21 protein-coding genes are annotated in these 24,092 nt (G+C 71.6%); 9 read left to right on the top strand and 12 right to left on the bottom strand.

Annotated elements, in window-relative coordinates; translation table 11 throughout:
* Positions 1-114 precede the first annotated feature (114 nt).
* The gene (locus BGM09_RS17640) at positions 115-318 is read right to left on the bottom strand and encodes a cold-shock protein (RefSeq protein WP_188282568.1); all 204 of its coding nucleotides are present in this window, start codon (positions 316-318) and stop codon (positions 115-117) included.
* A gap of 392 nt (positions 319-710) precedes the next feature.
* Between BGM09_RS17640 and BGM09_RS17635 the strand changes: the two genes are divergently transcribed.
* Positions 711-1,373 (top strand): hypothetical protein, encoded by a 663-nt coding sequence (locus BGM09_RS17635; RefSeq protein ID WP_188282567.1) that lies wholly within the window; start codon positions 711-713, stop codon positions 1,371-1,373.
* A gap of 24 nt (positions 1,374-1,397) precedes the next feature.
* Here BGM09_RS17635 and BGM09_RS17630 read toward each other — a convergent pair whose 3' ends face one another.
* Positions 1,398-3,455: a caspase, EACC1-associated type gene (locus BGM09_RS17630; protein ID WP_188282566.1), complete on the bottom strand. Its 2,058-nt coding sequence runs from the start codon at positions 3,453-3,455 to the stop codon at positions 1,398-1,400.
* Between the two features lie 303 nt (positions 3,456-3,758).
* Between BGM09_RS17630 and BGM09_RS17625 the strand changes: the two genes are divergently transcribed.
* Together BGM09_RS17625 and BGM09_RS17620 are read left to right on the top strand one after the other, a co-directional pair.
* Positions 3,759-5,840 (top strand): glycosyl hydrolase family 28-related protein, encoded by a 2,082-nt coding sequence (locus tag BGM09_RS17625; RefSeq protein ID WP_188282565.1) that lies wholly within the window; start codon positions 3,759-3,761, stop codon positions 5,838-5,840.
* Positions 5,841-6,161: 321 nt separating this feature from the next.
* Positions 6,162-8,159: an APC family permease gene (locus BGM09_RS17620; protein WP_188282564.1), complete on the top strand. Its 1,998-nt coding sequence runs from the start codon at positions 6,162-6,164 to the stop codon at positions 8,157-8,159.
* A 45-nt stretch (positions 8,160-8,204) separates the two neighbouring features.
* Here the strand turns inward: BGM09_RS17620 and rpmG are convergent, their stop codons facing one another.
* Entirely contained in the window at positions 8,205-8,369 is a 165-nt protein-coding gene (gene rpmG, locus BGM09_RS17615; RefSeq protein WP_188282563.1) for a 50S ribosomal protein L33, read from the bottom strand.
* 184 nt (positions 8,370-8,553) lie between these two features.
* On the opposite strand from rpmG, the gene BGM09_RS17610 reads away from it, so the two are divergent.
* Positions 8,554-8,745, top strand: coding sequence for an antitoxin (locus BGM09_RS17610; RefSeq protein ID WP_188282562.1), 192 nt, complete (start codon positions 8,554-8,556; stop codon positions 8,743-8,745).
* Positions 8,746-8,867: 122 nt separating this feature from the next.
* Here BGM09_RS17610 and BGM09_RS17605 read toward each other — a convergent pair whose 3' ends face one another.
* The 3 genes from BGM09_RS17605 to BGM09_RS17595 form a co-directional block, all read right to left on the bottom strand.
* Positions 8,868-9,326 carry a type II toxin-antitoxin system PemK/MazF family toxin gene (locus tag BGM09_RS17605; protein ID WP_188282561.1) on the bottom strand — a complete coding sequence of 153 codons (459 nt, stop codon included), beginning with the start codon at positions 9,324-9,326 and terminating at the stop codon, positions 8,868-8,870.
* A gap of 80 nt (positions 9,327-9,406) precedes the next feature.
* Entirely contained in the window at positions 9,407-10,390 is a 984-nt protein-coding gene (locus tag BGM09_RS17600; protein ID WP_188282560.1) for an aldo/keto reductase, read from the bottom strand.
* 9 nt (positions 10,391-10,399) lie between these two features.
* Positions 10,400-11,173: a hypothetical protein gene (locus BGM09_RS17595; RefSeq protein ID WP_188282559.1), complete on the bottom strand. Its 774-nt coding sequence runs from the start codon at positions 11,171-11,173 to the stop codon at positions 10,400-10,402.
* 267 nt (positions 11,174-11,440) lie between these two features.
* On the opposite strand from BGM09_RS17595, the gene BGM09_RS17590 reads away from it, so the two are divergent.
* From BGM09_RS17590 to BGM09_RS17580, 3 genes are all read left to right on the top strand, one after another.
* The gene (locus BGM09_RS17590) at positions 11,441-11,692 is read left to right on the top strand and encodes a hypothetical protein (RefSeq protein ID WP_188282558.1); all 252 of its coding nucleotides are present in this window, start codon (positions 11,441-11,443) and stop codon (positions 11,690-11,692) included.
* Between the two features lie 184 nt (positions 11,693-11,876).
* Positions 11,877-12,761 (top strand): slipin family protein, encoded by an 885-nt coding sequence (locus BGM09_RS17585; RefSeq protein ID WP_188282557.1) that lies wholly within the window; start codon positions 11,877-11,879, stop codon positions 12,759-12,761.
* A 49-nt stretch (positions 12,762-12,810) separates the two neighbouring features.
* Positions 12,811-13,818, top strand: coding sequence for an aldo/keto reductase (locus BGM09_RS17580; RefSeq protein WP_188282556.1), 1,008 nt, complete (start codon positions 12,811-12,813; stop codon positions 13,816-13,818).
* 198 nt (positions 13,819-14,016) lie between these two features.
* On the opposite strand, the gene BGM09_RS17575 is transcribed toward BGM09_RS17580, so the two are convergent.
* From BGM09_RS17575 to BGM09_RS17550, 6 genes are all read right to left on the bottom strand, one after another.
* Complete coding sequence (locus BGM09_RS17575; protein WP_188282555.1) at positions 14,017-15,510, bottom strand: sensor histidine kinase; 1,494 nt, start codon at positions 15,508-15,510, stop codon at positions 14,017-14,019.
* A gap of 7 nt (positions 15,511-15,517) precedes the next feature.
* Positions 15,518-16,255 carry a response regulator transcription factor gene (locus BGM09_RS17570; protein ID WP_188282554.1) on the bottom strand — a complete coding sequence of 246 codons (738 nt, stop codon included), beginning with the start codon at positions 16,253-16,255 and terminating at the stop codon, positions 15,518-15,520.
* A gap of 68 nt (positions 16,256-16,323) precedes the next feature.
* Positions 16,324-17,088 carry a hypothetical protein gene (locus BGM09_RS17565; protein WP_188282553.1) on the bottom strand — a complete coding sequence of 255 codons (765 nt, stop codon included), beginning with the start codon at positions 17,086-17,088 and terminating at the stop codon, positions 16,324-16,326.
* Between the two features lie 58 nt (positions 17,089-17,146).
* Complete coding sequence (locus BGM09_RS17560) at positions 17,147-18,379, bottom strand: ABC transporter permease (protein WP_188282552.1); 1,233 nt, start codon at positions 18,377-18,379, stop codon at positions 17,147-17,149.
* On the bottom strand, positions 18,376-19,395 hold the full coding sequence (locus BGM09_RS17555; protein WP_188282551.1) for an ABC transporter ATP-binding protein: 1,020 nt from the start codon (positions 19,393-19,395) through the stop codon (positions 18,376-18,378). The genes BGM09_RS17560 and BGM09_RS17555 overlap by 4 nt, the downstream gene beginning before the upstream one ends.
* Positions 19,392-20,741, bottom strand: a complete 1,350-nt coding sequence (locus BGM09_RS17550; protein ID WP_188282550.1) for an efflux RND transporter periplasmic adaptor subunit — start codon at positions 20,739-20,741, stop codon at positions 19,392-19,394. Before BGM09_RS17550 ends, BGM09_RS17555 begins: the two co-directional genes overlap by 4 nt.
* A gap of 320 nt (positions 20,742-21,061) precedes the next feature.
* On the opposite strand from BGM09_RS17550, the gene BGM09_RS17545 reads away from it, so the two are divergent.
* Positions 21,062-21,733: a hypothetical protein gene (locus BGM09_RS17545; RefSeq protein WP_188282549.1), complete on the top strand. Its 672-nt coding sequence runs from the start codon at positions 21,062-21,064 to the stop codon at positions 21,731-21,733.
* A gap of 163 nt (positions 21,734-21,896) precedes the next feature.
* Complete coding sequence (locus BGM09_RS17540) at positions 21,897-23,951, top strand: TerD family protein (protein ID WP_188282600.1); 2,055 nt, start codon at positions 21,897-21,899, stop codon at positions 23,949-23,951.
* Positions 23,952-24,092 lie beyond the last annotated feature (141 nt).

Below are 24,092 nucleotides of genomic sequence, written 5' to 3'. Positions count from 1 at the left end.
CCGTGGAAAACGGCGGAACGCGGTGGAAATCCGTACAACGCAACAAGCCGGGACCCGCACCCCAAGGCGCGGGCCCCAGCTATGTCGCTGAACGTGTCAGGCGTTTCAGACGCGTCAGGCGGGAACGATGTTCTCGGCCTGCGGGCCCTTCTGGCCCTGGGTGACGTCGAAGGTCACCTTCTGGCCCTCCTGGAGCTCACGGAAGCCCTGGGCCGAGATGTTCGAGTAGTGGGCGAAGACGTCGGCGCCGCCGCCGTCCTGCTCGATGAAGCCGAAGCCCTTTTCAGCGTTGAACCACTTCACGGTACCGGAAGCCATATTAATCTCCTTCAGGGGCAGTACATCGAAATCCGCGGATTACGGACCCCGTGTCGCCGCAATGATTGCCCCGTTCAGGAAAGAACAGCGGAAATACAAAAGTGCACCTATCGGCACGTATGCCGATGAAGGAGCACTTGTAAGTCTTTGGGAACCACAACTGCAACTGAAAACAACGGTACCACGGAACCAGATTCTCGCCGGGTAAAACGCGTCACACCCCGTCCGGCGCGCCCCACGGGGTGCCGTCGGCGTGCCGTCGGGGTGTCGTCGGCCCCCCGCCCGGGTCCGGGGGCGACCGGTCGCGCGCGCATCACGATCGCGCCCGTATCCCGGTCCCAGAGGCCGTTACGGCTGTCGCGGGCACAGGTTCATCGGCCATACTTCGCGCCGTGGAGCAGAAAACAGGTCCGAACACCCCGCCGATACCGCCCGCCGGAGTCGACCCGGCGTACATACCCGGCCTGACGCCCCCCGCGCGGTCCGCCGCCGAGGCGCCCGCGCCCGTGGTGGACGACGACGCCCCGGAGGACGCGCCCTTGGCCGCGCCCGAGACCGAGCCGGAACCGGCGCCCGAGGCCGCGCCTGAAGCCGCCGTCGAGGCCGTGGCCGAGGACACGGACACGGACACGGCGGACGACGAGGACGCGTCGGAGGAGGACACCGGCGCGGTGTTCTCGGTCTCCGACCGCCGCGGCTCGATCACCGCCGACCGCACCGGCATCACCTTCAAGCTGGACGGCGAGTCCGCCGACTTCGGCTGGGACGAGATCGGCGCCGTCGAGATCGACACCCCGCGCTTCGGCCGCCGCTTCTCCGTCACCGTCTACACCTCGACCCGCCGCTGGTTCGACACCGACGTCGAGGCGCCCTCCAAGCCGCTGCTCAAGACCTGGGCGGCCGAGCTGGACGCGGTGCTGGACACGTACTTCGAGGACGACAAGCCGGACGCCACGGAAGAGGTCGAGGAAGCCGCCGAGGCCGACGCCACGGACGAGGCCGACGAGAAGGCCGACGAGAAGAAGGCCAAGGCCACCGAGGACGCCGAGGCGTAGCCGTACGGTCGCGGGCGGTGGCCCTCACCTTCCGGCGCCGGGCACCGGAAAGGTGAGGATCTCGCCTGCGTCGTTGCCGGCGTGGACGAGTCCGTCGCGCACCACCGGGACCGTCTGCACGGGGCCGTCGGTGGGCACGGCTGCGAGCCGCTCTCCGGTGGCGGCGTCGAACACGTGCAGTGTGCCGTCCATGCCCCCGACGTACACGGCCCCGTCCGCCACCGCGGGGGACGCGTTGAGCGGGGTGCCGACGGAGACGCGCCACCGTACGGTGCCGGTGGCCGCCTCGACCGCGTACAGATTGCCGGCGGCGTCGCCCGCGTACACCAGCGGGCCCGCGACGACCGGGGAGCACCGCACCGGGCTGAGCGTGGCGAAGTGCCAGCGCTCCTGTCCCGTGACGGCGTCGACGCGGTAGAGGTCGCCGTCCTTCCCGCCGGCGATGTGGAGGGAGAGCCCGTCCTCCGCCACGGCCCGTGCGGAGGACGAGGAGTCGCGCAGCGCGAGACGGAATCCCTTCTTGCCGGTGGCCGCGTCGGTCACGTACACATGGCGACCGCTGTTGCCGCACCACACCTGGTCGCCGACCACCACCGCCCACCGCAGGTCCGAGACGCCGAAGGTGCGCCGCCACTTCTCGTGCCCGTCGGCGGCGTAGAAACAGCGCAGGTTGATCCCGTTGACGGCGAACACCCACGGGGCGAGCGCGGCGACCGCCCCGACCGGTCTTGCCTGGGCCTCGTGCCGCCACGCGACCTCACCGGTCACGGCGTCGAGCGCGATCGTGGCGCCCCTGGCGGCGACGTACACCAGCCCGTTCAGCACGACCGGCGGATTCTGTACGGGGTGGCCGGTGGCGTACCGCCACCGCCGCGCGCCCGAGGCGGCGTCGTACGCGCTCAGGTGACCGGCGAAGCCCGCGACGTACAGCGTGCCGTTCTCCACGGCCAGCGGCGCGCACACGGCGCTGCCGATGTTGTCCTGCCATGTGCCTTCGTTGCTTTCGATGCTTTCGATGCCCGCGCTGTCGGGCGCGACCGGTACCGCGACCGAAGCGGCGACCGCCACGGTCTCCTCCGGCACCAACGGCTCGTCCGGCACCAACTCCCGTGCCACCAAGGGCTCGTCCGGGACCGGCTCCACCGGCAGGGCCCTGATCGCGGCGGCCGAGACCATACGGCTGTCGTCTCCGGCCAGCCGCTCCAACTCCTGGACGGCGCGGGTCCGGACGACGGGGTTGCCGATGCGGAGCAGGTGGGCGAAGGCGGCCACGGCGCCCAACCGGGCGCTGGCGATGGGGCTTTCGAGGGCGTCGCGGACGTGGGCGGGGAGCGTCCAGTTGACGTTGCGGGCGATGACGATCCGGCCCTCGACGTTGTCCTGCCGCTTCGGCCGCTGCTGCGGCATCTCGTCGACGACCTTGTCGTGGACGTACTCGTACAGCTCGTCGAGGGTGATGTCGCCGTCGCCGTCGAGGTCGGCGGTGCCCTCGCGCAGGCCGGTGACGAGGTGGTGGGTGAAGACCGAGCGCGCGGTGCCGCCGCGCAGGGCGCCGTCGCTCTCGAAGGAGAACTGCGTGGCGTCGGCCGCGGTGAGGACGGTGCGGCCCCGGCCGCGGAACCGTTCCAGGGCGTGCGTCTCGTCCTCGTCGGCCTTGGTGAGGCCGCCCGCGGGGAAGGCGCCGCCGTAGCAGCAGTCGAGGATCAGCACCTGCTGCCGGGAGACGCAGTCGGACAGGGCGCGGTCGACCAGGTCGGCGGGCAGTGAGGTGAAGGCGAGGTTGTCGCGGCGGGTGTCGACCGTCGCCAGGTGCAGCCGTCCGGCGTCGTCCTTGAGGCCGTGGCCGGTGAAGTAGAGCAGGACGAGGTCTTCGCGGCGGCGGTCACGGCAGAGTTCGCCGATGGCCCGGCCGACCACGTAGTGCGGCTCGTTGACGAGCGTGGTGACCTCGAAGCCCGCGATCTCCGCGTCGCGCAACGTGTCGCCGAGGGCTTCCGCGTCGTGCCCCGGCGCGGTCAACTGCCGCAGCCCCGCGTCCTCGTGCTCGTATGTAGCGATCAGCAGAGCAAGTCGCCGCCCCACGCCCCTTCGCCTCCCCCGGGTACCGCTTTTCGTGCCTGCGCGCCTCCGCGTCCGCGCGGCGCCGAAGTCCCCCCGATTCTGCCCCTGTTCGCACCCCCGCCGGGACCGCTTCCCGGCAATCGTTCCGGCGCGGAGGCGGGGACGCCTGCAACAGGTGGTGCAGGTGATTGCAAGAAGTCAACCAACAGCCGTAGTTCGACGGCAGGGTTACGAAATCATTTCGCATGAGCCTTGTGGAACCGGACGCGCGCGCCCTAATGTCACCTCACCCTCTCGGCAGGTCTCGACAGAAACGAGCTTTCGATGTCACGGAGCAGCACAGGCGCTGTGGTGGAGTGGTCGGGCAGACCGCGGCGAAGAGCCGCGGTCGTGGTCGCGACGGCGACCGCGGTGGCCGTCGGGTTCAGCGTCATGGCCGGTGGTACGACCGCCCTGGCGGGTACGGGAGCGGGCGGAACAGGCGGCGGTACGGCCCCGGTGGTGACGCGGGCGGCGCTCGACCCCTCGCTCGTCGCCGGCCGCGGCGCGAACGTCGGCTTCGCGGAGCAGGAGGCGGAGAACGCCGCGACGAACGGCACGGTCATCGGCCCCGGCCGGGAGGCGTACACGCTGCCCGCCGAGGCGTCGGGCCGTAAGGCGGTGTCGCTGAAGCCGGGCCAGTACGTCGAGTTCACCCTTCCGAGTGCCGCCAACGCGATCAACGTGCGGTACAGCATCCCGGACGCGCCGACCGGCGGCGGCATCACCTCGCCGCTCGACGTGACGGTGAACGGCAAGGACCGCAAGGCCCTGACGCTCACCTCGCAGTACGCGTGGCTCTACAACCTGTACCCGTTCTCGAACGACCCGGGCGCCGATGTCCTGCACCCCGACTACTGGGTGACCGAGTGCGCCTGCGTGCCCCAGGACACCACGCCCGCACCGGTGTTCGCCAAGCCGTTCCGCCCCAACCACTTCTACGACGAGCAGCGGCTGTCGCTGGGGAGGACGTACCGCGCGGGCGACAAGGTGCGGCTCCAGGTCCCGGCGGGCGCCACCGCCGCGACCACCACGGTCGACCTGCTGGACTCGCAGCTCGTCGCGCCGCCGAAGATCGACCTGATCGCGGCCAACGTCCTCGCCTTCGGCGCCGATCCGACCGGCCGCCGCGACTCGGCGAACGCCATCGACAAGGCCATCGCCTTCGCGAAGCTCACGCACCTGAAGGTGTACATCCCGCCGGGCACGTACCAGGTGAACCGGCACATCGTCGTCGACAACGTGACGATCGAGGGCGCGGGTAGCTGGTACACGATCATCAAGGGCCACCAGGTCGACCTCGCCACCCCTGCGCCCGACGGGAGTGTCCACACCGGTGTCGGCTTCTACGGCAAGGACGCGTCCAAGGGCGGGAGTTCGAACGTCCACCTGTCCGGCTTCGCGATCCAGGGCGACGTCCGGGAGCGTATCGACACCGACCAGGTCAACGGGATCGGCGGCTCGCTGAGCAACTCGACGATCGACGGCCTGTACATCCAGCACACCAAGGTCGGCATGTGGTTCGACGGGCCGATGAAGAACCTGCGGATCACCGACAACGTGATCGTCGACCAGATCGCCGACGGCATCAACTTCCACACCGGCGTGACGGATTCGACCGTCTCCAACAACTTCCTGCGCAACACCGGTGACGACGCGCTCGCGCTGTGGTCGGAGAAGACCGAGGACGCGCGCAACACCATCGACCACAACACCGTGCAGACGCCGGTGCTCGCCAACGGCATCGCCCTCTACGGCGGCACCGACAACACCGTCTCCCACAACCTGATCGCCGACCCGATCCGCGAGGGCAGCGCCATCCAGGTCGGCTCCCGCTTCGGCTCCGAGGCGTTCACCGGCCACCTGTGGATCACGGACAACACCACGGTCAGGGCGGGCACGTACGAACTGAACTGGAACATCGGGCTCGGCGCGATCTGGTTCTACGCGCTGGAGAAGAACATCGACGCGGACATCCGGGTGACCGGGGACAACTTCCTCGACAGCACCTACAACGCGATCATGCTCGTCGCCGACTGGCCGGTGAAGGACCTGTACTCGGTCACCAACGTCCACTTCAAGGACATCAAGGTCGACGGCACCGGCACCTCGGTGGTCAGCGGCCGGGTGGCGGGCTCCGCGTCCTTCGAGAACGTGGTCGCGCGCAATGTCGGCGCCGTCGGCGTGAACAACTGCGGTTCCTTCAACTTCCCCGCCTCCGGCTCGGAGTTCTCGCTGACCGACCTCGGCGGCAACAGCGGCGGCGGTACCACCGGGCCGTGGTTCGCGCCGTGGGAGCTGCCGAACACGATCACCTGCGACGACCGGCCGCCGGTCGTGGCACCGCCGGCGCCGTCGGCGTGGTGACGGCTCCCCTTCACGAAGCGCGCCGCGAGCAGCGCGCCATGAGCGACACCCTGTGACAAGCGCCCCGCGCGAAGTCCATACGGAGGTCCGTACGGGTTCCGCGCGGGGCCGCTAAGAAAGCGTTAAGACTCGCGGGCCGCGGTGGCCGGAGCGCCGGGACAGACCCCGGCAAAGCCACCACCGTCCCGATGAAATGCCTGGTCGGCCGCCCGGAACACCCCGGGCGGCCGATCACGTGTCGGCGGGGCGGGGATGCGTACGCTGGCCGGGCCGTCATCCGCGATGGCCCGACCGATCCGCCGCACCCCAGGAGCCCTCCGGATGACCACGACCGTCCCGCCCGAGCGGTCCTCGACGCCGCCGCGCAGCCGCTTGAGGGCCTGGCTGCTCGAAGGTCTCTCGGACATGGGCAGGCACCAGTCGGGCGGGGACAAGGCGTCCGGGGAGGGCGGGGCCGCGGAGCGGGAGGCCGCGCCCGCCCACAAGGGCCAGCGCTGGTGGCGGGTGATGTGCCTGACCGGCGTGGACTACTTCTCCACCCTCGGCTACCAGCCCGGCATCGCGGCGCTCGCGGCCGGGCTGCTGTCGCCGATCGCGACGGTCGTGCTGGTCCTGGTCACGCTGGCGGGCGCGCTGCCCGTCTACCGGCGGGTCGCGGAGGAGAGCCCGCACGGCGCGGGCTCCATCGCGATGCTGGAGCGGCTGCTGTCGTTCTGGAAGGGCAAGCTCTTCGTCCTGACGCTGCTGGGCTTCGCCGCCACCGACTTCCTGATCACCATCACCCTGTCGGCCGCCGACGCCTCCACCCACCTGGTGGAGAATCCGCACTTCGCCGCGGCGCTGCACAGCCACCAGATGGTGATCACGCTGGTCCTGGTCGCGCTGCTGGGCGCGGTGTTCCTCAAGGGCTTTTTGGAGGCCATCGGGATCGCCGTCGTCCTGGTCGGGCTCTATCTGGCGCTCAACGTGGTCGTGGTCGTCTCCGGCTTCTGGCACGTCGTGACCGCCGGGCATGTCGTCACCGACTGGTCGCACGCGCTGACCGCCGAGCGCGGCAACGTCTTCGTCATGATCGGCGTGTCCCTGCTGATCTTCCCCAAGCTCGCGCTCGGCATGTCCGGCTTCGAGACCGGCGTCGCCGTCATGCCGAACGTCGCGGGCGACCCCGGCGACACCGAGGAGCGGCCGGTCGGCCGGATTCGCGACACCAAGAAGCTGCTGACGACGGCCGCGCTGATCATGAGCGTCTTCCTGATCTGCACCAGCTTCATCACCACCGTGCTGATCCCGAAGAAGGAGTTCGAGACCGGCGGCAAGGCCAACGGCCGCGCGCTGGCGTATCTCGCGCACGAGTACCTGGGGTCGGTCTTCGGTACGGTCTACGACTTCTCCACCATCGCCATCCTCTGGTTCGCGGGCGCCTCCGCGATGGCGGGACTGCTCAATCTGATGCCGCGCTACCTTCCGCGGTACGGCATGGCCCCGCACTGGGCGCGCGCGGTGCGGCCGATGGTGCTGGTCTTCACGCTCGTCGCCTTCCTCGTGACCTGGATCTTCGACGCCAGCGTCGACAAGCAGGGCGGCGCGTACGCGACCGGCGTCCTGGTCCTGATGAGCTCGGCCGCGCTGGCCGTCACGATCGCCGCCCGCAAGGCCGGGCAGCGGCGCTGGACGGTCGTCTTCGCCGTGATCTCGGTGGTCTTCCTCTACACGACGGTCGTCAACGTCGTGGAGCGGCCCGACGGCGTCAAGATCGGTGCCTGCTTCATCGCCGGGATCATCCTCGTCTCGTTGCTGTCCCGGCTCGCCCGCGCCTTCGAACTGCGGGTCACCAGCGTGGAGTTGGACGGCATGGCCGCGCGGTTCGTACGCGACATCGCCAGCCGCCGCATTCGCTTCATCGCCAACGAGCCGGGGCTGCGCGACGCGGCCGAGTACCGCGACAAGGTGCACCAGATCCGCGCCGACAACGACATCCCGCCCGAGGACGACCTGGTCTTCGTCGAGGTCACCGTCCTCGACGCCTCCGAGTTCGAATCCGCCCTGCGCGTCACCGGGCATGTCCTGCACGGGCGCTACCGCGTGCTGTCCCTGGAGAGCTCCTCCGTCCCCAACGCGCTGGCCGCCCTGCTCCTCCACGTCCGCGACACCACGGGCTGCAAGCCGCACATCTACTTCGAGTGGACCGAGGGCAGCCCCTTCGCCAACTTCCTCCGCTTCTTCCTCTTCGGCCACGGCGAGGTCGCCCCGGTCACCCGCGAGGTGCTGCGCGAAGCCGAGCCCGACCGCTCCCGTCGGCCCCGCGTGCACGTGGGCTGACGCCCACCGAAGGGCGGAGCCCCTCCCCTGTAAACCCCCTACAGCTCAGCGCTCCTCGCGGAACTCCACGTGCCGCCGCGCCGCCGGGTCGTACTTGCGCAGCACCATCCGGTCGGGGTCGTTGCGACGGTTCTTACGGGTGACATAGGTGAATCCGGTACCCGCGGTGGACCGGAGCTTGATCACGGGACGTACTTCGTTGCGTGCCATGACATCCACTATACGAAAACGGTTGTCGTTGTCAACAAGGTCCGTACGCCGGAGCGCGGCGTGGAAGGCGTCTCCGGAGAGCGTACGAACTCGTCCGGACCTGTCCGGAATGCGAAAACCTTCGGGGGCCCCGATGCTGGGAGGGCAACGGGGAGAGCAAGGCGTTCCCCCAAGGAGGGCAGCCATGTCCATGCTCGACAAGCTCAAGGGCCTGCTGAAGGGTCACGAGGACCAGGCGCGCCAAGGCGTCGAAAAGGCCGGCGACATGGTCGACAAGAAGACCGGCAACAAGTACAGCAGCCAGGTCGACCAGGTCCAGGAGAAGCTGAACGACCAACTCGGCGGCGGCACCCGTCCGTCGAACGAGCAGCAGTAACCCGTACGACACCGTACGACGCGGCCGGCATGCGTACGGCGTGCGCGTAGACGTACGGGGCAGCCGCGTCCACCGCTGCGGAGGTGGACGCGGCTGCCCGACGCGTCAGACGCGACCGGGGCTCACACCCAGCCGTACAGCTCCTTGAGCCGGTTCACGACGAGGTTGAACCTGCCCCGGTCCAGGGCGCACGCCTCGCGCCGCATGCCCTGGTCGTGCAGGCGCAGGACGCGGTCGACGGCGACCCAGGACTCGCGGCCCTCACGGTCCCAGGGCCCGGTGCCGATCGGCACCCACTCGCGGTCGTTGTCGTGGCGCTTGCTGGAGAGCTGGACGGCGAGCACCGTGCCGCCCGCCTCGCGCGCCACGACCAGCACAGGACGGTCCTTGCCGCGCCCGTCGTTCTCCTCGAACGGCACCCAGGTCCAGACGATTTCCCCGGGGTCGGGGTCACCGTTGTGATCCGGCGCGTACGACGTCCGCACCCGGCCCACCTCGCGCGGCTCCGCCTCGGTGGTGGCGTACGGCCCGCTGGCGCCGGGGAATTCCGCGTTGGCGGCATTGGCAGCATTGGCAGTCATCCGCAAGACGGTAGGCCCTGCCCTCGGCGGGACGTCCGGCGGGGCGGCCACCGGCGGGGGACATTCACCAGCGGCCACATTCACCAACGGCCGTGCACCTGCGCCCTGATGCGGCGGTCGTACAGCTCGCGCACCGCGTCCAGCGTGGCGTCGGTCAGCGGCGGCAGCGCGGCAGCGGCGGCGTTGGCCCGCGCCTGGGCGACATCGCGCGCGCCGGGGATGACGCTGCTGACGCCCGGCTGCTGGACGATCCAGCGCAGCGCGGTCTGCGCGGGCGTGGCGCCCTCGGGCGCGAGCGCGGCGAATTCGGCGGCGGCGTCGAGGCCGGTCCCGAAGTCCACGCCGGAGAAGGTCTCGCCCTGGTCGAACGCCTCGCCGTGCCGGTTGTACGTACGGTGGTCGTCGGCGGCGAAGACGGTGTCGCGGGTGTACTTGCCGGTGAGCAGCCCCGAGGCCAGCGGCACCCGCGCGACGATGCCGACGCCCGCCTCGGCGGCGGCGGGCAGTACCGCCTCAAGTGGCTTGAGGCGGAAGGGGTTCAGGATGATCTGCACGCTCGCGACGCCGGGCCGCGCGATCGCGGTCAGCGCCTGCTCGCACGTCTCGACGCTCACCGCGTACGCGGCCACCCGCCCCCGCGCCACCAGCGTGTCCAGGGCGTCGTACATCGCCTCCGAGGAGTAGACGGCCGTCGGCGGGCAGTGGAGCTGCACCAGGTCGAGGGTGTCGACGCCGAGGTTCGCGCGCGAACGGTCGTTCCAGGCGAGGAAGTTGGCCAGTACGTAGTTCTCGGGCAGCTGCTCGGCCCTGCGGCCCATCTTGGTGGCCACGAACACCCCGGCGTCCGGGCGCTCCTTGAGATACCGCCCGATGAACTGCTCGCTGCGGCCGTCCCCGTACACGTCGGCCGTGTCGAAGAAGGTCACGCCCGAGGCGACGGCCGCGTCCAGCACGCCGAAGGCGTCCGCCTCGCGCACCTCACCCCAGTCGGCGCCCAACTGCCATGTCCCGAGCCCGACGACGGACACCTTCCGGCCCGTCCTGCCAAGAATCCGCTGCTCCATGCGGCGATGCTACGTCGCCGGTGTCCGGTCCGCGCCCGTGGCGTCCGCCGGTCGCCCGGCCGGTGCGCCGGCCAGGCGCTCCGCGCGCCGGCGGCGGTACGCGAGGACGAACCCGAGCCCCGCGAGGAGCGCGGGAGCGATCATCCCGGCCGTCAGCCAGGCGAACCAGTCGGGGTTCATCCGATGGGTCATGCCGCTGGCGTACTGACAGGTGGCCCGCGGCGGAAAGAAGCTGTACGTCACGGTGCGCGGCGCGTAGGCGCCCCAGTCGGCGCCCCGCGCGCACGCGGACGCGGGTCCCGCCAGCAGTTTCCAGCCCGCCAGCGCGTAGATCATCAGGAAGAAGGAGCCGGTGACGAAGAACGCCGCTCCCGTACGGCGGACCTTCTCGGTCCGCGACATCGGCACCACCAGCTCACCGGCGAAGGCTCCGCGCAGCGGCGGCTCGAAGCACTCGGCGAGCAGCGCCAGGAACACGCACGCCGTCATGAACAGCAAGGCGGCCCAGAGCAGTCCGGTGAGCAGCGCGCCGCCGCCGACGGACGTCACGTCGCCGTCGCGGAACTCGCAGACGGTGGCGGGCGGAAACGCCTGGTTCCGGGTGTTCACCAGGGGGCCGGGACCCTTCGTCATCCCCTGCATGCACCGCTCGTCGAACTCCAGCATGCCGAAGAGCGCGACCACGAGGCCCAGTCCGAGCACCGCGAAGGCCACGCCCGCGCCCAGCCACAGCGGGCCCGTCCGATAGCCGCCGGGCCTGTCGTCCGTACGCGCGTTTGACATTCGCGCACAGTAACCGACGGCCGCCGCCGGTGACCTGGCCTTGGGGAAAGCCACGGAGGGGCCCGGAGCGGTCACGGGGAGTGAGGCGTTTGCGGGGCGGGGGGACGGGCGTACGCTCGTCCAGGGAGAGGGATAAAAGGGACTAAAGGGAGCGAGGTGGTGGCCATGACGATCATGGGGTCGCGTCACCATGGGACCACGGGCCCTGAGGATTGGGAGGCCAGTCACCGCAGGGCCCGAGTGCTGAGCGAGGTGGCGTCGGAGGGGATGGTGGGGCTGTCGCGGGTGCTGCGCAGGGCGGCGGCGGGCGACGAGGACGCGGCGGGCATCCGGGTGGAGGCGCTGCTGCGGGCGCTGCCGGGCATGGGGATGTTCGACAGCCACGACCTGCTGGTGCGCGCGCACATCCGTGAGTCGGGGCTCGCGGGGGAGCTGAGCCCCGGGCAGCGCGTGGCGCTGATGGAGTTCGTCGAGCGGGCGCGGCACCTGCACGACCCGGGACCGCCCTGGGCGGCCTGACGACTCGGCTCACGTCCCGGGCCAGGAGTCGGCCGCGACCGGTGACAGCTCCCGGAAGCCCGAACGCACGCAAGCCCGCAAGCGGCTGTCGGAGTAGGCTGAAAGTGCAGGTGAGCGTGGTGGTGCGGCACGTGCCTGTGCGGCGCGCGCCTGGCTTCGGCCTCGCCGGAAGGTCGTGAGATCGATGGTTGCTCTGATCACGGTGCTGGTGGTGATCGTCCTGATCGGGCTGGTCCTGCTCGCCATGAGTCTGCACGATGTCCAGCAGTACGAGCGGGGCGTCGTCTTCCGGTTCGGGCGTCTGCTGCCGAATCTCCGGCAGCCGGGTCTGCGGACGATCCGCCCGATCGTCGACCGGATGCGCAAGGTCTCCATCCAGACCGAGGTGCTCGGCGTCCCGGCGCAGGGCGCCATCACCGCAGACAACGTGACCGTGACCGTTGACGCCGTCGTCTACTTCCGGGTGCTGGACCCGGTCAAGGCCCTGGTCAACGTGCACGACTACCCCAGCGCCGTCTCCCAGATCGCGCAGACCTCGCTCCGGTCGGTCATCGGCCGCGCCGACCTCGACACACTGCTGTCCGACCGCGACCACGTCAACGCCGAGCTGAAGACGGTGATGGACGAGCCGACCGAGGAGCCCTGGGGCCTGCGCATCGAGCGGGTCGAGATCAAGGACATCGCGCTGCCGGAGTCGATGATGCGCTCGATGTCCAAGCAGGCGGAGGCCGAACGTGAACGGCGTGCCCGGGTCATCGCGGCCGACGGCGAATTCCAGGCGTCGCGGCGCCTGACGGACGCCGCCGCCACGATGGCCAACACCCCGGGCGCCCTCCAACTGCGGCTGCTGCAAACCGTGGTGGACGTCTCCGCCGAGAAGAACAGCACCCTCGTGATGCCGTTCCCGGTCGAGATCCTGCGCTTCTTCGACCGCGCGGCCGGGGAGACGGCCACCGACGGCGCGGGCCTCGCGGATCCGGACACCGGCCCCGGCCCCGGCCCCGACGCCGGTACGGGCCCGGTCGGCGAGGACGTCCCGCCGGACCGGCCGAGGCTCGTCCGCCACTGAGACCGACCCCTTGCGATAGAGCGCACTCCAAGGTGTTGGCTGTGGAGCCATGAAGTACACCCAGCTCGGCCGCACCGGCCTCAAAGTCAGCCGCCTCGTCCTCGGCACCATGAACTTCGGCGGCCAGACCGACGAGCCCGGCAGCCACGCGATCATGGACACCGCGCTGGACGCGGGCGTCAACTTCTTCGACACGGCGAACATCTACGGCGTGGACGACCGCAAGGGCCGTACCGAGGAGATCCTCGGAAGCTGGTTCGCCCGGGGCGGCGACCGGCGCGACAAGGTGGTGCTGGCCACCAAGCTGTACGGGAACATGACGCAGGGCAACGCCTGGCAGGAGGAGCCCTGGCCGAACCACCAGCGGCTGAGCGCCCTCAACATCCGCCGCGAGGTCGAGGCCAGCCTCAAGCGGCTGGGCACCGACCACATCGACGTCTACCAGTTCCACCACATCGACCGGGCCACGCCCTGGGACGAGATCTGGCAGGCGGTCGACGTCCTGATCCAGCAGGGCAAGGTGCTCTACGCCGCCTCCAGCAACTTCGCCGGCTGGCACATCGCGCAGGCCAACGAGGCGGCGGCACTGCGCGGTTCGCTCGGACTCGTCAGCGAGCAGTGCCTGTACAACCTCTTCGAGCGCACCGCCGAGATGGACGTCCTCCCGGCGGCCCAGGCGTACGGGCTCGGTGTCGTGCCCTGGTCCCCGCTGCACCAGGGGCTGTTGGGCGGGGCGCTGCGCAAGCAGCGCGAGGGGGGCGGTTCCCGTACGAACGCCGGGCGCTCGGCGCGGGGCCTGTCCGACGCGGTCGTCCGCGACCAGGTTCAGCGGTACGAGGATCTGCTCGCCGAGCACGAGCTCGACCCCGGGGAGGTCGCGCTCGCCTGGCTCCTCACCCGGCCCGCCGTGACCGGGCCTATCATCGGCCCCCGCACCCCGGCCCACCTCGACGGTGCCCTCCGAGCCGTTGATCTCCACCTCTCTGTGGACCTTCTCGCCGCCCTCGACGCCATCTTCCCGGGCCCCGGCCCGTCCCCCGAAGCCTTCGCCTGGTAGGCGACTCCCGCAACGGGCAGCGCCCCGTGGGCGCGCTCAGCACGGTGCCCTTGCGCAGGTGGGTGCCCACCAGGGGCGCGGGGAACTGCGCGGCCCGCCAGCGCGTTGGCGCGGGCGAGAACCGGCCCCAGCGGGGCAGATGCTGTTGTTTTCGGGCTGACAGCCCGCCGGCGGCTGGCCGCGCAGTTCCTCGCGCCCCTAGGGAGGGGCGGAGGGGAGGCGGAGGCGGAAGAGGGCGCCTTGGCCGGGAGCCGTGTCGAGCTCGATGTACCCACCGTGAGCGGCGGCGAACGCGGCACAGATGGAGAGGCCGAGACCTGCGCCGCCCCCGGCGCCCCGGCTGCGGGAGGCGTCCACGCGGTAGAAGCGTTCGAAGACCCGGGCGGCCTGGTCGGCGGCGAGCCCGGCCCCGGCGTCGGCGACTTCGAGCACCCCGTGTCCACCGACGGTGCCGACGCCGATCCGGACGGGAGTGCCGGGAGGCGTGTGGGCGACGGCGTTGCCGACGAGGTTGGCGACGACCTGCCGCAGCCGGGCCTCGTCACCGAGCACGGGTGCGGGGCCGGGACCGGGACCGGGGCCGGAACCGGAACCGTCGGGCCCGGTGAGGGAGACCGGCCGGGACGGATCGAGGGCGGTCGTGTCGTGCAGGGCGTCCACGGCCAGGGTGCGCAGGTCCATCGGGGCGAGCTGGACGGGCCGCTGCTCGTCCATCCGCACCAGCGTCAGCAGATCCTCGACCAGGCCGCCGAGCCGTACGGCCTCGCTCTCGATCCGCGTCATCGTCCGCTTCACGTCGGCCTCGTCGGGCAGCGCGCCCATCCGGTACAGCTCCGCGAAGCCCCGGATTCCGGCCAGCGGGGTGCGCAGCTCGTGGCTGGCGTCGGCGACGAACCGGCGCATCTGCTTCTCGGACTCCGCGCGCGCCGCGAAGGCCGACTCGATCTGCGCGAGCATCCCGTTGAGCGCGGTGGACAGCCGCCCGGCCTCCGTGCGCGGAGACGCGGCGGGCATCCGGTGCGACAGCGGGCGCCCGGCGGCTATCTCGGCGGCGGTGGCCTCGATCTGCCGCAGCGGCCGCAGCCCGGCCCGTACCGCGAACCAGCCCGCCACCCCGAGCAGCGCCGCGACGAGCGCGCCGATCAGCAGGAACGCGGTGCGCAGGTGGGAGGCCGTGGACGACACCTCGTCCAGGGACGCGGCGACCACGACACCCGCGGGCAGGCCGGCGGAGGGGGCGGCCGTGCCCCCGGTGACCGGTTCGATCAGCACCCGCCACCGCCCGCCGCCGTGGTCGCTGGCGACGTCGAACGGCTTGCCCAGCCGCTCGCGCAGCGACGCCGCGTCCATCGTCGGCCACAGCGGGCGCGGGTCCCCGGCCGAGACCGGCAGCCGGAACTGGTCGGAGACCTGCCCGTCGGCCGCGGCGAAGGCCACCACGAACTGGCTGGGCAGCCACGGCCGCGGCGCGCCGGGCCCCGGCCGTACGGAGCGCGGCGCGGGCACCCCGTCCGTGCCGAGCCGCCGGGCGAGCGGTTCGCCGTACCGCTGGAGCTGCTGGTCGACGCGCTGCTCCTGCTGGCCGCGGACCGTGCCGAGCACGACCGTGTCGCTGACGGCGAGGCCGAGCAGGACGAGCACCAGGCAGAGCAGCACCAGCCGGGAGCGCAGCGAGAGCGCGGACAGACCCATGGGCGCCTCAGCCCTGTGGCCGGCGCAGCACGTAGCCGACGCCGCGCACCGTGTGGATCAGCTTGGCCGTGCCGTCGGCGCCGGAGTCGACCTTGCGGCGCACGTACGAGATGTACGACTCGACGATGCTCAGGTCGCCGCCGAAGTCGTACGCCCACACGTGGTCGAGGATTTGCAGCTTGGACACGACGCGGTCGGCGTTGGCCATGAGGTAGGCGAGCAGCTTGAACTCGGTGGGTGAGAGGGAGACCGGGCGGCCGGCGCGCAGCACCTGGTGGCCGACCGGGTCCAGTTCCAGGTCGCCCGCGACCAGCCGTCCCTCGTCGGTGGGGCCGCCGGTACGGCGCAGGATCGCGCGGATGCGGGCGATCAGCTCCTCCAGGCTGAACGGCTTGGTGACGTAGTCGTCGCCGCCCGCCGTCAGGCCGCTGATCTTGTCGTCCACGCCGTCCTTGGCGGTCAGGAACAGGACGGGGAGCCGGTCGGCGGCGCCGCTGCCGGGACGCGCGTGCGGCCCCGACTCCTCGCGCAGGTGCCGGACGACCGCGAAACCGGTCATGTCGGGCAGCATCACGTCGAGGACGACCAGGTCGGGGCGCTCACGGGCGACGGCGGCCAGCGCGTCGGCGCCCGAGGCGGCGGAGACCACCTTGAAGCCGACGAAGCGCAGGGACGCGGAGAGCAGTTCCCTGATGTTGGGCTCGTCGTCGACCACCAGCAGGCTGGCCTCGGGCGTCGTGTCCATGGAGTCCTCCTGGCCCCCGTCGTACCGTGCGGTTTCGCACCGTACGCTCCCGTCCTGTGAAGGCGGGGTCAGTTGCCCGTACCGCCGCCGGTGCCCGTACCGCCGCCGGTGCCGGTGCCACGGCCGCCGAAGCCTCCGAAGCCGCCCGCGGTGGCCGCGCCCTCGGTGACGGTCGTGGCGGCGATGTCGCCCGAGGAATTCGCGCTGCCGCGTACGGTCACGCTCTGGCCGGGCTGGAGGTCCGAGGTCTTGCCGTCCTTGGTGACGGTGACCTTCGTGGAGCCGCCGGTGGTGACCTTGACGATGCCGCCCTGGGCGTCGGTGACGTAGATGGTGTCGCCGTCGACCAGCTTGACGGTGCCGGTGGTGACGCCGGAGGCGGCGGTGCCGCCCGCCGCCCCGGGAGCCGCGCCCGGCGCCGTACCGGAGCCCGTACCCGCCGTGCCCGTGCCCGTGCCCGTGCCTGTACCCGTACGGCCGTTGGCGCCCGCGAAGGCCGACGCGAAGTCGCGGGCCGCGGCCGAACCGCCGCCGGACGAGCGGCCGTTGAGGTGGTTCTTCTCCACCAGCGCGCCGCCCGCGAAGGCCGCCGCGGCGACGACGCCCGCGGACAGCAGCAGCGTCAGCCAGGGCAGTTTGCGGCGCGGCGGGGCGGCCAGCTCGGCCGAGATGTCGCGGGTGTCCGGCGGTTCGGACAGGACGTCCTCCGGCCGTTCGGTGAGCAGCGCCTCGCCGGGCCGCTCGACGATCTCCACCTCACCGAACGTGTCGGTGAGCGGCAGCAGCTCCGTGTCGGCGTCGGCCTTCACTAGTTCGGTGCGGCGTCGCGCCATGTCCGGTTCTCCCTCGTCCTTACGTGAGTTGACGTGCTGTGCGGGCTCATCGGGGTGCTCACTCGTGGCGCAGGGCCTCGATCGGGCGCAGGGCGGCGGCCCGGTTGGCGGGGTAGCTGCCGAAGAACAGGCCGATGGCGACCGCGATGGCGAAGGCGCCCCACACCGACTCCGGGATGATCACCGGCTTGATGCCGACGATCGTGAAGCGCGAGCCGATCAGTCCCGCCACCACCCCGAGCCCGCCGCCGACCAGCGACAGCAGGGTCGACTCGGCGAGGAACTGCCCGAGGATGACGCCCTTGGGCGCGCCGATCGCCTTGCGGATGCCGATCTCGCGGGTCCGCTCCGTGACCGTCACCAGCATGATGTTGGTGATGCCGATCCCGCCGACCAGCAGCGAGATCGCCGCGACCGCGCCGAGCAGCACCGTGAACGTCTTGTTGGTGTCGGACTGGGTGCTGAGCAGCGACTGCTGGCTGCTGACCCGGAAGTCCAGCGCGTTGGCGTCCTTGATGCCGTGCGTGCCCATCAGGATCGTGGTGATCTCGTTCTGCGCCGGGGTCGTCGCGTCGGCCGACTTCGCCTCCACCAGGATCTGGTTGACCGAGCCGAAGCCGGTGAAGGCGTTCTGCACGGTCGGCAGCGGCGCGACCAGGATGTCGTCCGGGTCCTGGAAGCCGGTGCCGCCCTTGGCCGCCAGCACGCCGACGACCGTGAACGGCGTCCCGCCGAGCACCACCTTCTTGCCGACCGGGTCTGCCGTGCCGAACAGGTCGGTGGCCGTGGTCGAGCCGATCACCGCCACCTTGCGGGAGTTGAGGACGTCGTCGGCGCTGAAGTAGTCGCCCTTGGCGACCTTGCTGTTGGACGCCTTGAAGTACGCGGGGTAGGTGCCGACGACCTGGGCGACGTCGTGCGAGGCGCCCTCGTACAGCGCGGTCTGCGAGGACGTGGTCACCTCGGGCGCGACGGACTCGATGCTGGGGGCGGCCGTCGGGTCGGCGAGCGCCCGCGCGTCGTCCACGGTCAGCGGCTTGACGGTGGTCGCCGACGAGGACGAACCGCCGCCGGTTCCGCCGCTGAATCCGGCGCCGGAGGAGACGGTCAGCGAGTTGGTGCCCAGCTTCTCGATGGAGTCCTTGACGGACTGCGAGGAGCCGTTGCCGACCGCGAGCAGGATGATGACGGCGGCGACGCCGATCAGCACGCCGAGCATGGTCAGTCCGGAGCGGACCTTGTTGGCGGCGAGGCCGCCGAAGGCGAAGCGGAGGGTCTCGAAGGGGTTCACGCCGTGCCCCCGCTTCCGAAGCCGTTGCTCGTGCCACTCGTCAGTGCCTGACGCCTGCCGCCGGTTATCGGGTCCTGCGGGTGGTGCGCGGCGAAGGACGCCGGGTCGCGCAGCGCGGGCGGCGGGCCGTCGGCCGGCGCCTGCCGCCGGTCCTCGACCACCTGGCCGTCGACCAGCGTGATCACCCGCTTGGCGTGCCGGGCGACCTCGTCCTCGTGCGTGATCAGTACGACGGTGCGCCCGGAGGCGTTGAGCCGGTCGACGATGGCGAGCACTTCCTCGGTGCTGTGGCTGTCCAGGTTTCCGGTCGGCTCGTCGGCGAGCAGCATGGCCGGTGCGGTGACCAACGCCCTTGCCACCGCGACGCGTTGCTGCTGGCCGCCGGAGAGTTCGTTCGGCCGGTGGTGGACGCGGTCGGCGAGGCCGACCAGTGCGAGCGCCGCCAGCGCGCGCCGCCTGCGCTCGGCGGACCGCACGCCCGCGTAGGCCAGGGGGAGTTCGACCTGCGCGAGCGCGGGGGTGCGCGGCACGAGGTTGAACGACTGGAAGACGAAGCCGATCTTACGGTTCCGGACGAGCGAGAGCTGGTGCTCGTCCAGGCCGCCGACGTCGATGCCGTCGAGCAAATAGCGGCCCTCGGTGGGGATGTCGAGGCAGCCGAGGATGTTCATCAGGGTCGACTTGCCGGACCCGGAACTGCCCATCACGGCCACCATGTCGCCCTGCTCGACCAGCAGGTTCATGCCGGGCGAGACGCCGGTGACGGGGTCGGGCTCACCGCCGAGCGCGCGCACGGCGGCGTCGCCGTGCCCGTACGTCTTCAGCAGCGACCGCACCTCGATGACCGGGGGGCGGCCCCAGGGGCTGTCGTCGTCGCCCTCGACGCGTGAGGTCTCTTCGATGCCCGAGGTCTCTTCGGCGCGGGATCTCTCTTGGGCGCCCGAGGTCTCTTCGGCGTCACGGGTACGGACGCCGGGCCGCAGGCCGCCGAGCCGCTGCCGCAGGGCGGGCCTCATCCGCGGCCACCGCCGCCACCGCCGGTACGGAAGCCGCCGCCCCCGCCGCCGATCCGGTTCGCGCCGCCGCCGAGGCCGCCGGGGAAGGCGCCGCTCGGGAAGCCGCCGTTGCCGGAGGACGCGACCGTGGCGATCTGCACCTGCTGACCCTCCGTCAGGCCGCTGGTGATCTGGTCGGCGGTGTCGCCCTCGACGCCGACGGTGACGGCCGTACGAGTCGTGCCGCCGTCGGAGTTGACCACCGTGACCGTACGGTTGGCGCCGGTGCCGGAGACCGCGGCGGTCGGCACGTTCAGCGCGCCGGAGGCCGAGCCGGTGATCACCTGGATGCTGGCGCTCAGACCGGTCCGCAGGTCCGCGGTGGGGCTGGTGATGGCGAGCGTGGCCGCGTACTGCACGGCGCTGCCGCTCCCTCCGCCGCTGCCGCTTCCGCTGCTCACCGGGAGCGAACTGACCGACAGCACCTTGGCGTTGAGCACCGTGCTCGACTGCGCGTTGAGGGTGACGGTGGCGGGCTGGCCCGCCTTGACCTTGAGCGAGTCGGCCTCGGAGAAGTTCGCCGTCACCTGCATGCCGGTGGGGTTGGTCAGGACGACGAAGCCGGACGGGGTACCCGAACTACTGCTGCTCGAAGTGGAGTTGGAGCTGCTGGAGTTCGAGCCCTGGCCGCCCGAACCGCTGCCGCTGCCGGTGCCGGTGCCGCCCGTACCGGACACCGTCTGGCCCTTGGCGGCCGACACCGAGGCGACCGTGCCGGACACCGGGGCCTTGAGCGTGGTGCCGTCCACCGCGCGCTGGTCGGCGTCCACGGCGTTCTGCGCCTGCGTCAACTGGGCTTGCGCCTGGGCCAGTTGGGCCGGGTCCACGGTGTAGGTGGGGGACGGCGTGGGCGTCGGGGTGGCGTCCCGCGAGCTGCCGGAGCCCGTGTTGGAGCCTGAGTTGGAGGTGACCAGCTCGCCCGCCTCCACCTTGGTGAGGTTGGCCCGCGCCGCCGTCAGCGTCGCCTGGTCCTGCTGCAACGTCTCCTTGGCGTCGGTCGGATCGACCTTCGCCAGCACCTGGCCCTTGGCGACCTTGTCGCCCGGCTTCACGTCGACCTCGGTGAGCGTGCCGCCCGTGGTGAAGTCCACACCGGCGTCACTGGGCGAGGCGAGCGTGCCGGAGCCGGACACCGTCGCCAGCACCGTGCCCTTGGACACGGTCACCACGCGAGCGCCCGTACCGCGGGTGTTGCCGCTGTCGCCGTTGTTGACCGCCGCGTAGGCGCCGCCTGCGCCCGCGAGGACCACCACGCCGAGCACCGAGTTGATCAGGACGGCCCTGCGCCGCCGTGGGAGCACCTTCATGGCGCGCATCCTGGCCGCCGACGCCTTTGATGGCCTGGGAGAAGGCTGGGAGTTTCCTGGGAACCCCGCCGCCCGGACCGACACCCTTCCCCGGCACGAAGCGGTCGCTATACGGCCCAACCGGACCGTACGGCGGGCCCGTACGGGTCGCGACGGCCGATTTCCGCGCCCTGACTCCCCGGGAACTCACAGCTCGCGCCCCGGCTGTGCCTAACTCGCGGCGGTTCACTCATGCGCCGCCACTCACGGGTACTCGTGTCCCGCGCGTGCGCGTGGGTGAGCGGCGCCCCTTGTCCCGTCTTTCCGAGGAGACCACGGTCATGCCTTTGCCGACCACTGGACAGTCCGCGCGCCGCTCCGCGCTGCGGGCGGGCGCGTGCGTCGCCGTCCTCGCCTCGGGCGCGCTGCTGCTCACCGCCTGCTCGTCGTCGGGCTCCTCGGGCTCGGCGTCCGCCGACGCGAAGACGTCCGCCTCGTCCTCGCCGTCGTCCTCCGCCAAGAACGCCTCCGGCGGCGCGCAGGACATGGCGGCCTACCGCGACTGCCTCTCCCAGCACGGCGTGAAGCTGCCGTCCTTCTCCGGACGGCCCTCCGACCGCGCGTCCGGCCGGCCCTCGGGTCGCCCCTCCGGCCGCCCGAGCGGCGGATTCGGCGGCGGCTTCGGCGGTTTCGGCGGCGAGTCCGCCGACCCGGCCACCCAGAAGGCCATACAGGCATGCGCCTCGCTGCGCCCCCAGTTCAACGGCCAGCGCGGCGGCGGCCCCGGCGGTGGCGGCGACAGCTCCGCCTTCCAGGCGTTCACGAGCTGCCTCAAGGACCACGGCGTCACCCTCCCCACCCCCTCCCCCAACGCCTCCGGCTCCCCCGACACCCGCCGCGGCGGCTTCGGCTTCGGCGACCTCAACACCTCCGACCCCAAGACCGCCAAGGCGTACACCACCTGCAAGCCCCTCCTCCCCACCCGCCCGACCGCTTCCCCCTCAGCGACGTAAGTCCCGCCCCCAAGGCACCCGGGGCACAGGTGCCCCCTTATCCGGGCACATGCGCAAAGGACCGGGCGAATGGGATCGCGCGGGCATATTACGGCGCTAAGGTGCAGGCAGCGCGCGGCGGTTGTGCGCTGGGTCACAGCCTGTGGGGGGCCGTATGCGCGAGATGGTCAAGGGCGGCAATGTCGGACTTTCGGCATTGAGCGAGCACGCCGGGGCGGTGATCGTCAGCCTGGGGTGGAGCAGCGCGAGCGGGGACGGGGACGCCGATGTGTCCGTGTTGCTGCTGGACGGCGACGGCAAGGTCCGCAGCGACGACGACTTCTACTTCTACAACAACCCCGCGGCGGCGGACGGAAGCGTGCAGTTGCTCGGCAAGATCCCGACGGAGAGCGGCAGCGAGGACCGGATCAGCCTGGATCTGACGGCCGCCGCAGGGGATGTGCAGCGGATCGTGCTGGCGGCGAGCCGGTACGGGGGCGCGCGGTTCGGGGACCTGGACGACCTTCGGCTGACGCTCGCCGACCGCAACGGCGAGGGGCTGCTGCGGTTCACGATCGAGGACGCGGGCCCGATCGGCGCCGTGATCTTCGGGGAGCTGTACCGGCGGGACGGCGGCTGGAAGTTCCGGGCCGTCGGCCAGGGGTACGACTCGGGACTCGCGGGCCTGGCAACGGACTTCGGCATCGACGTGGACGACGCGGACGAGTCGGCGGCCGACGAGGAGCCGGGCGGCGCACTGGAGGCGGCGCCGGAACCGCCGGTTCCTCCGGACGCGTCGGCGCGGGTGGCCGTTCAGGGCCCGGCGCACGCCCAGGGCCCGGTGGGCACCTCGGCGCCGATCCCCCGGCAGGTCGCGCCCCGGGCCACCGCCCCGCAGGCCGCCCCGTCGGTCGAGCAGGCCCCGCCGCCCAAGCGCCCCCGCACCGCCCGTAAGAAGGTCACGCTGCCGGCCGTCACCCGCAAGTCCCTCGCGGAGAACGACTCCTGGCGCATGGCACGGCTCTTCCCCGCGGGCACGCTCAAGAGCGACCGCGAGCGGGAGACCAGGGCCACGTCCGTACTGCTCTCGGTGATGGCCCAAGTGCCCGAGTTCGGACGGCGGTTGACGGCGGCGTTCGGCGCGCCCGCCGGGCGGATGGAGACGTACACCGAGGTGTCGCTGCCGCACGGCGGCGAGAGCCCCAAGCGGCCCGACGGGCTGATCCGGGTGGAGCGCGCGGGCAAACTGTGGACCGCGCTGGTCGAGACGAAGACCAACGGCAATCCGCTGCGGACCGCGCAGGTCCAGGACTACGTGGACATCGCGGGCCGCCGCGCGTACGAAGCGGTGATCACGCTCTCCAACGACGTCGCCCTGGACGGCAGTCCGCTCGTGGACGTCAAGATCGACGGCCGCCGCAAGCACAAGGTGGCGCTGTGGCACCTGTCCTGGGCGGAGGTCACCCACCAGGCGCAGATGCTCATCCGGCACGAGGGCGTCGGGAACGCGGCGCACGCCTGGCTGTTGCGGGAGTTGCTGTACTACCTCCAGCACGAGAACTCCGGCTGCCACGGCTTCCAGAACATGGGCCCGGCCTGGGTGCCGGTGCGCCGGGGCATCGACGAGGAGACGCTGTGCGAGGGCGACCCGCGCGCCGTCGACGTGGTCGCCAACTGGGAGCGGCTGATCCGTCAGGTCTGCCTGCGGCTCGGCGGTGAGCTGGGCCAGAAGGTGCTGCCGGTGCAGCGGGTCAAGCGCGGCACCGACCCCGGGGAGCGCCGCGCCGCGCTCGCCGACCGGCTGTGCCGGGAGGGGCGCCTCCAGGCCGAGTTGCGGATCGAGGACAGCCCCGGCGTCCTCGGTCTCACCGCCGATCTGCGCACCAGCAAGTTGCGTACGTCCCTGGACGTTCCCGCGCCCGCCGCCGGCTCACCGCTGACCTGGGCGAAGCGGCTGGTACGCCAACTCCCCGACGCACCGGCCGACTTGCACGTGGAGACGCTGGTCGACGGACGCGGCTCCGGCCCCCGGGGAACGCTGGAGCGGCTGCGCCCCGAGCCCGCCGATCTGCTCCCCCGGGACGGCGCCACGATCACCGGCTTCCGCCTCTCCCTGTTCAAGGGCATGGGCAGCACCCGCGGTACGGCCGAGACCGGCTTCATCCGCAGCGTGGACGAAGCCGTCGACCGCTTCCACGACACGGTCGTGACACCTCTCCAACGCGGCCCGCGCGGCTAGGGCGTGTCCGGCGGATCACGAACGGCCCCGCGGCCCCGCAGCCCGCGGCCCGCGGCGCCGCGGGGAGACGGGCGTCACTTCTGGAGCGGTCACATCGGGGCGGGGCGGCGCGTCAGGGAGGTGCAGACGCCGGGACCGCCG

The sequence above is a fragment of the Streptomyces sp. CBMA29 genome (assembly GCF_014596445.1).
In the GTDB taxonomy this organism is placed as follows: domain Bacteria; phylum Actinomycetota; class Actinomycetes; order Streptomycetales; family Streptomycetaceae; genus Actinacidiphila.
This window is presented reverse-complemented; position numbering and strand designations above follow the sequence as displayed.

What these genes read in the sequence shown, in the direction of transcription:
- BGM09_RS17640 (WP_188282568.1), bottom strand. Translation starts at nt 318, where the DNA reads ATGGCTTCCGGTACCGTGAAGTGGTTCAACGCTGAAAAGGGCTTCGGC.
- BGM09_RS17625 (WP_188282565.1), top strand. Translation starts at nt 3,759, where the DNA reads ATGTCACGGAGCAGCACAGGCGCTGTGGTGGAGTGGTCGGGCAGACCG.
- BGM09_RS17620 (WP_188282564.1), top strand. Translation starts at nt 6,162, where the DNA reads ATGACCACGACCGTCCCGCCCGAGCGGTCCTCGACGCCGCCGCGCAGC.
- rpmG (WP_188282563.1), bottom strand. Translation starts at nt 8,369, where the DNA reads ATGGCACGCAACGAAGTACGTCCCGTGATCAAGCTCCGGTCCACCGCG.
- BGM09_RS17610 (WP_188282562.1), top strand. Translation starts at nt 8,554, where the DNA reads ATGTCCATGCTCGACAAGCTCAAGGGCCTGCTGAAGGGTCACGAGGAC.
- BGM09_RS17605 (WP_188282561.1), bottom strand. Translation starts at nt 9,326, where the DNA reads ATGACTGCCAATGCTGCCAATGCCGCCAACGCGGAATTCCCCGGCGCC.
- BGM09_RS17600 (WP_188282560.1), bottom strand. Translation starts at nt 10,390, where the DNA reads ATGGAGCAGCGGATTCTTGGCAGGACGGGCCGGAAGGTGTCCGTCGTC.
- BGM09_RS17595 (WP_188282559.1), bottom strand. Translation starts at nt 11,173, where the DNA reads ATGTCAAACGCGCGTACGGACGACAGGCCCGGCGGCTATCGGACGGGC.
- BGM09_RS17590 (WP_188282558.1), top strand. Translation starts at nt 11,441, where the DNA reads ATGGTGGGGCTGTCGCGGGTGCTGCGCAGGGCGGCGGCGGGCGACGAG.
- BGM09_RS17585 (WP_188282557.1), top strand. Translation starts at nt 11,877, where the DNA reads ATGGTTGCTCTGATCACGGTGCTGGTGGTGATCGTCCTGATCGGGCTG.
- BGM09_RS17580 (WP_188282556.1), top strand. Translation starts at nt 12,811, where the DNA reads ATGAAGTACACCCAGCTCGGCCGCACCGGCCTCAAAGTCAGCCGCCTC.
- BGM09_RS17575 (WP_188282555.1), bottom strand. Translation starts at nt 15,510, where the DNA reads ATGGGTCTGTCCGCGCTCTCGCTGCGCTCCCGGCTGGTGCTGCTCTGC.
- BGM09_RS17570 (WP_188282554.1), bottom strand. Translation starts at nt 16,255, where the DNA reads ATGGACACGACGCCCGAGGCCAGCCTGCTGGTGGTCGACGACGAGCCC.
- BGM09_RS17565 (WP_188282553.1), bottom strand. Translation starts at nt 17,088, where the DNA reads ATGGCGCGACGCCGCACCGAACTAGTGAAGGCCGACGCCGACACGGAG.
- BGM09_RS17555 (WP_188282551.1), bottom strand. Translation starts at nt 19,395, where the DNA reads ATGAGGCCCGCCCTGCGGCAGCGGCTCGGCGGCCTGCGGCCCGGCGTC.
- BGM09_RS17550 (WP_188282550.1), bottom strand. Translation starts at nt 20,741, where the DNA reads ATGAAGGTGCTCCCACGGCGGCGCAGGGCCGTCCTGATCAACTCGGTG.
- BGM09_RS17545 (WP_188282549.1), top strand. Translation starts at nt 21,062, where the DNA reads ATGCCTTTGCCGACCACTGGACAGTCCGCGCGCCGCTCCGCGCTGCGG.
- BGM09_RS17540 (WP_188282600.1), top strand. Translation starts at nt 21,897, where the DNA reads ATGGTCAAGGGCGGCAATGTCGGACTTTCGGCATTGAGCGAGCACGCC.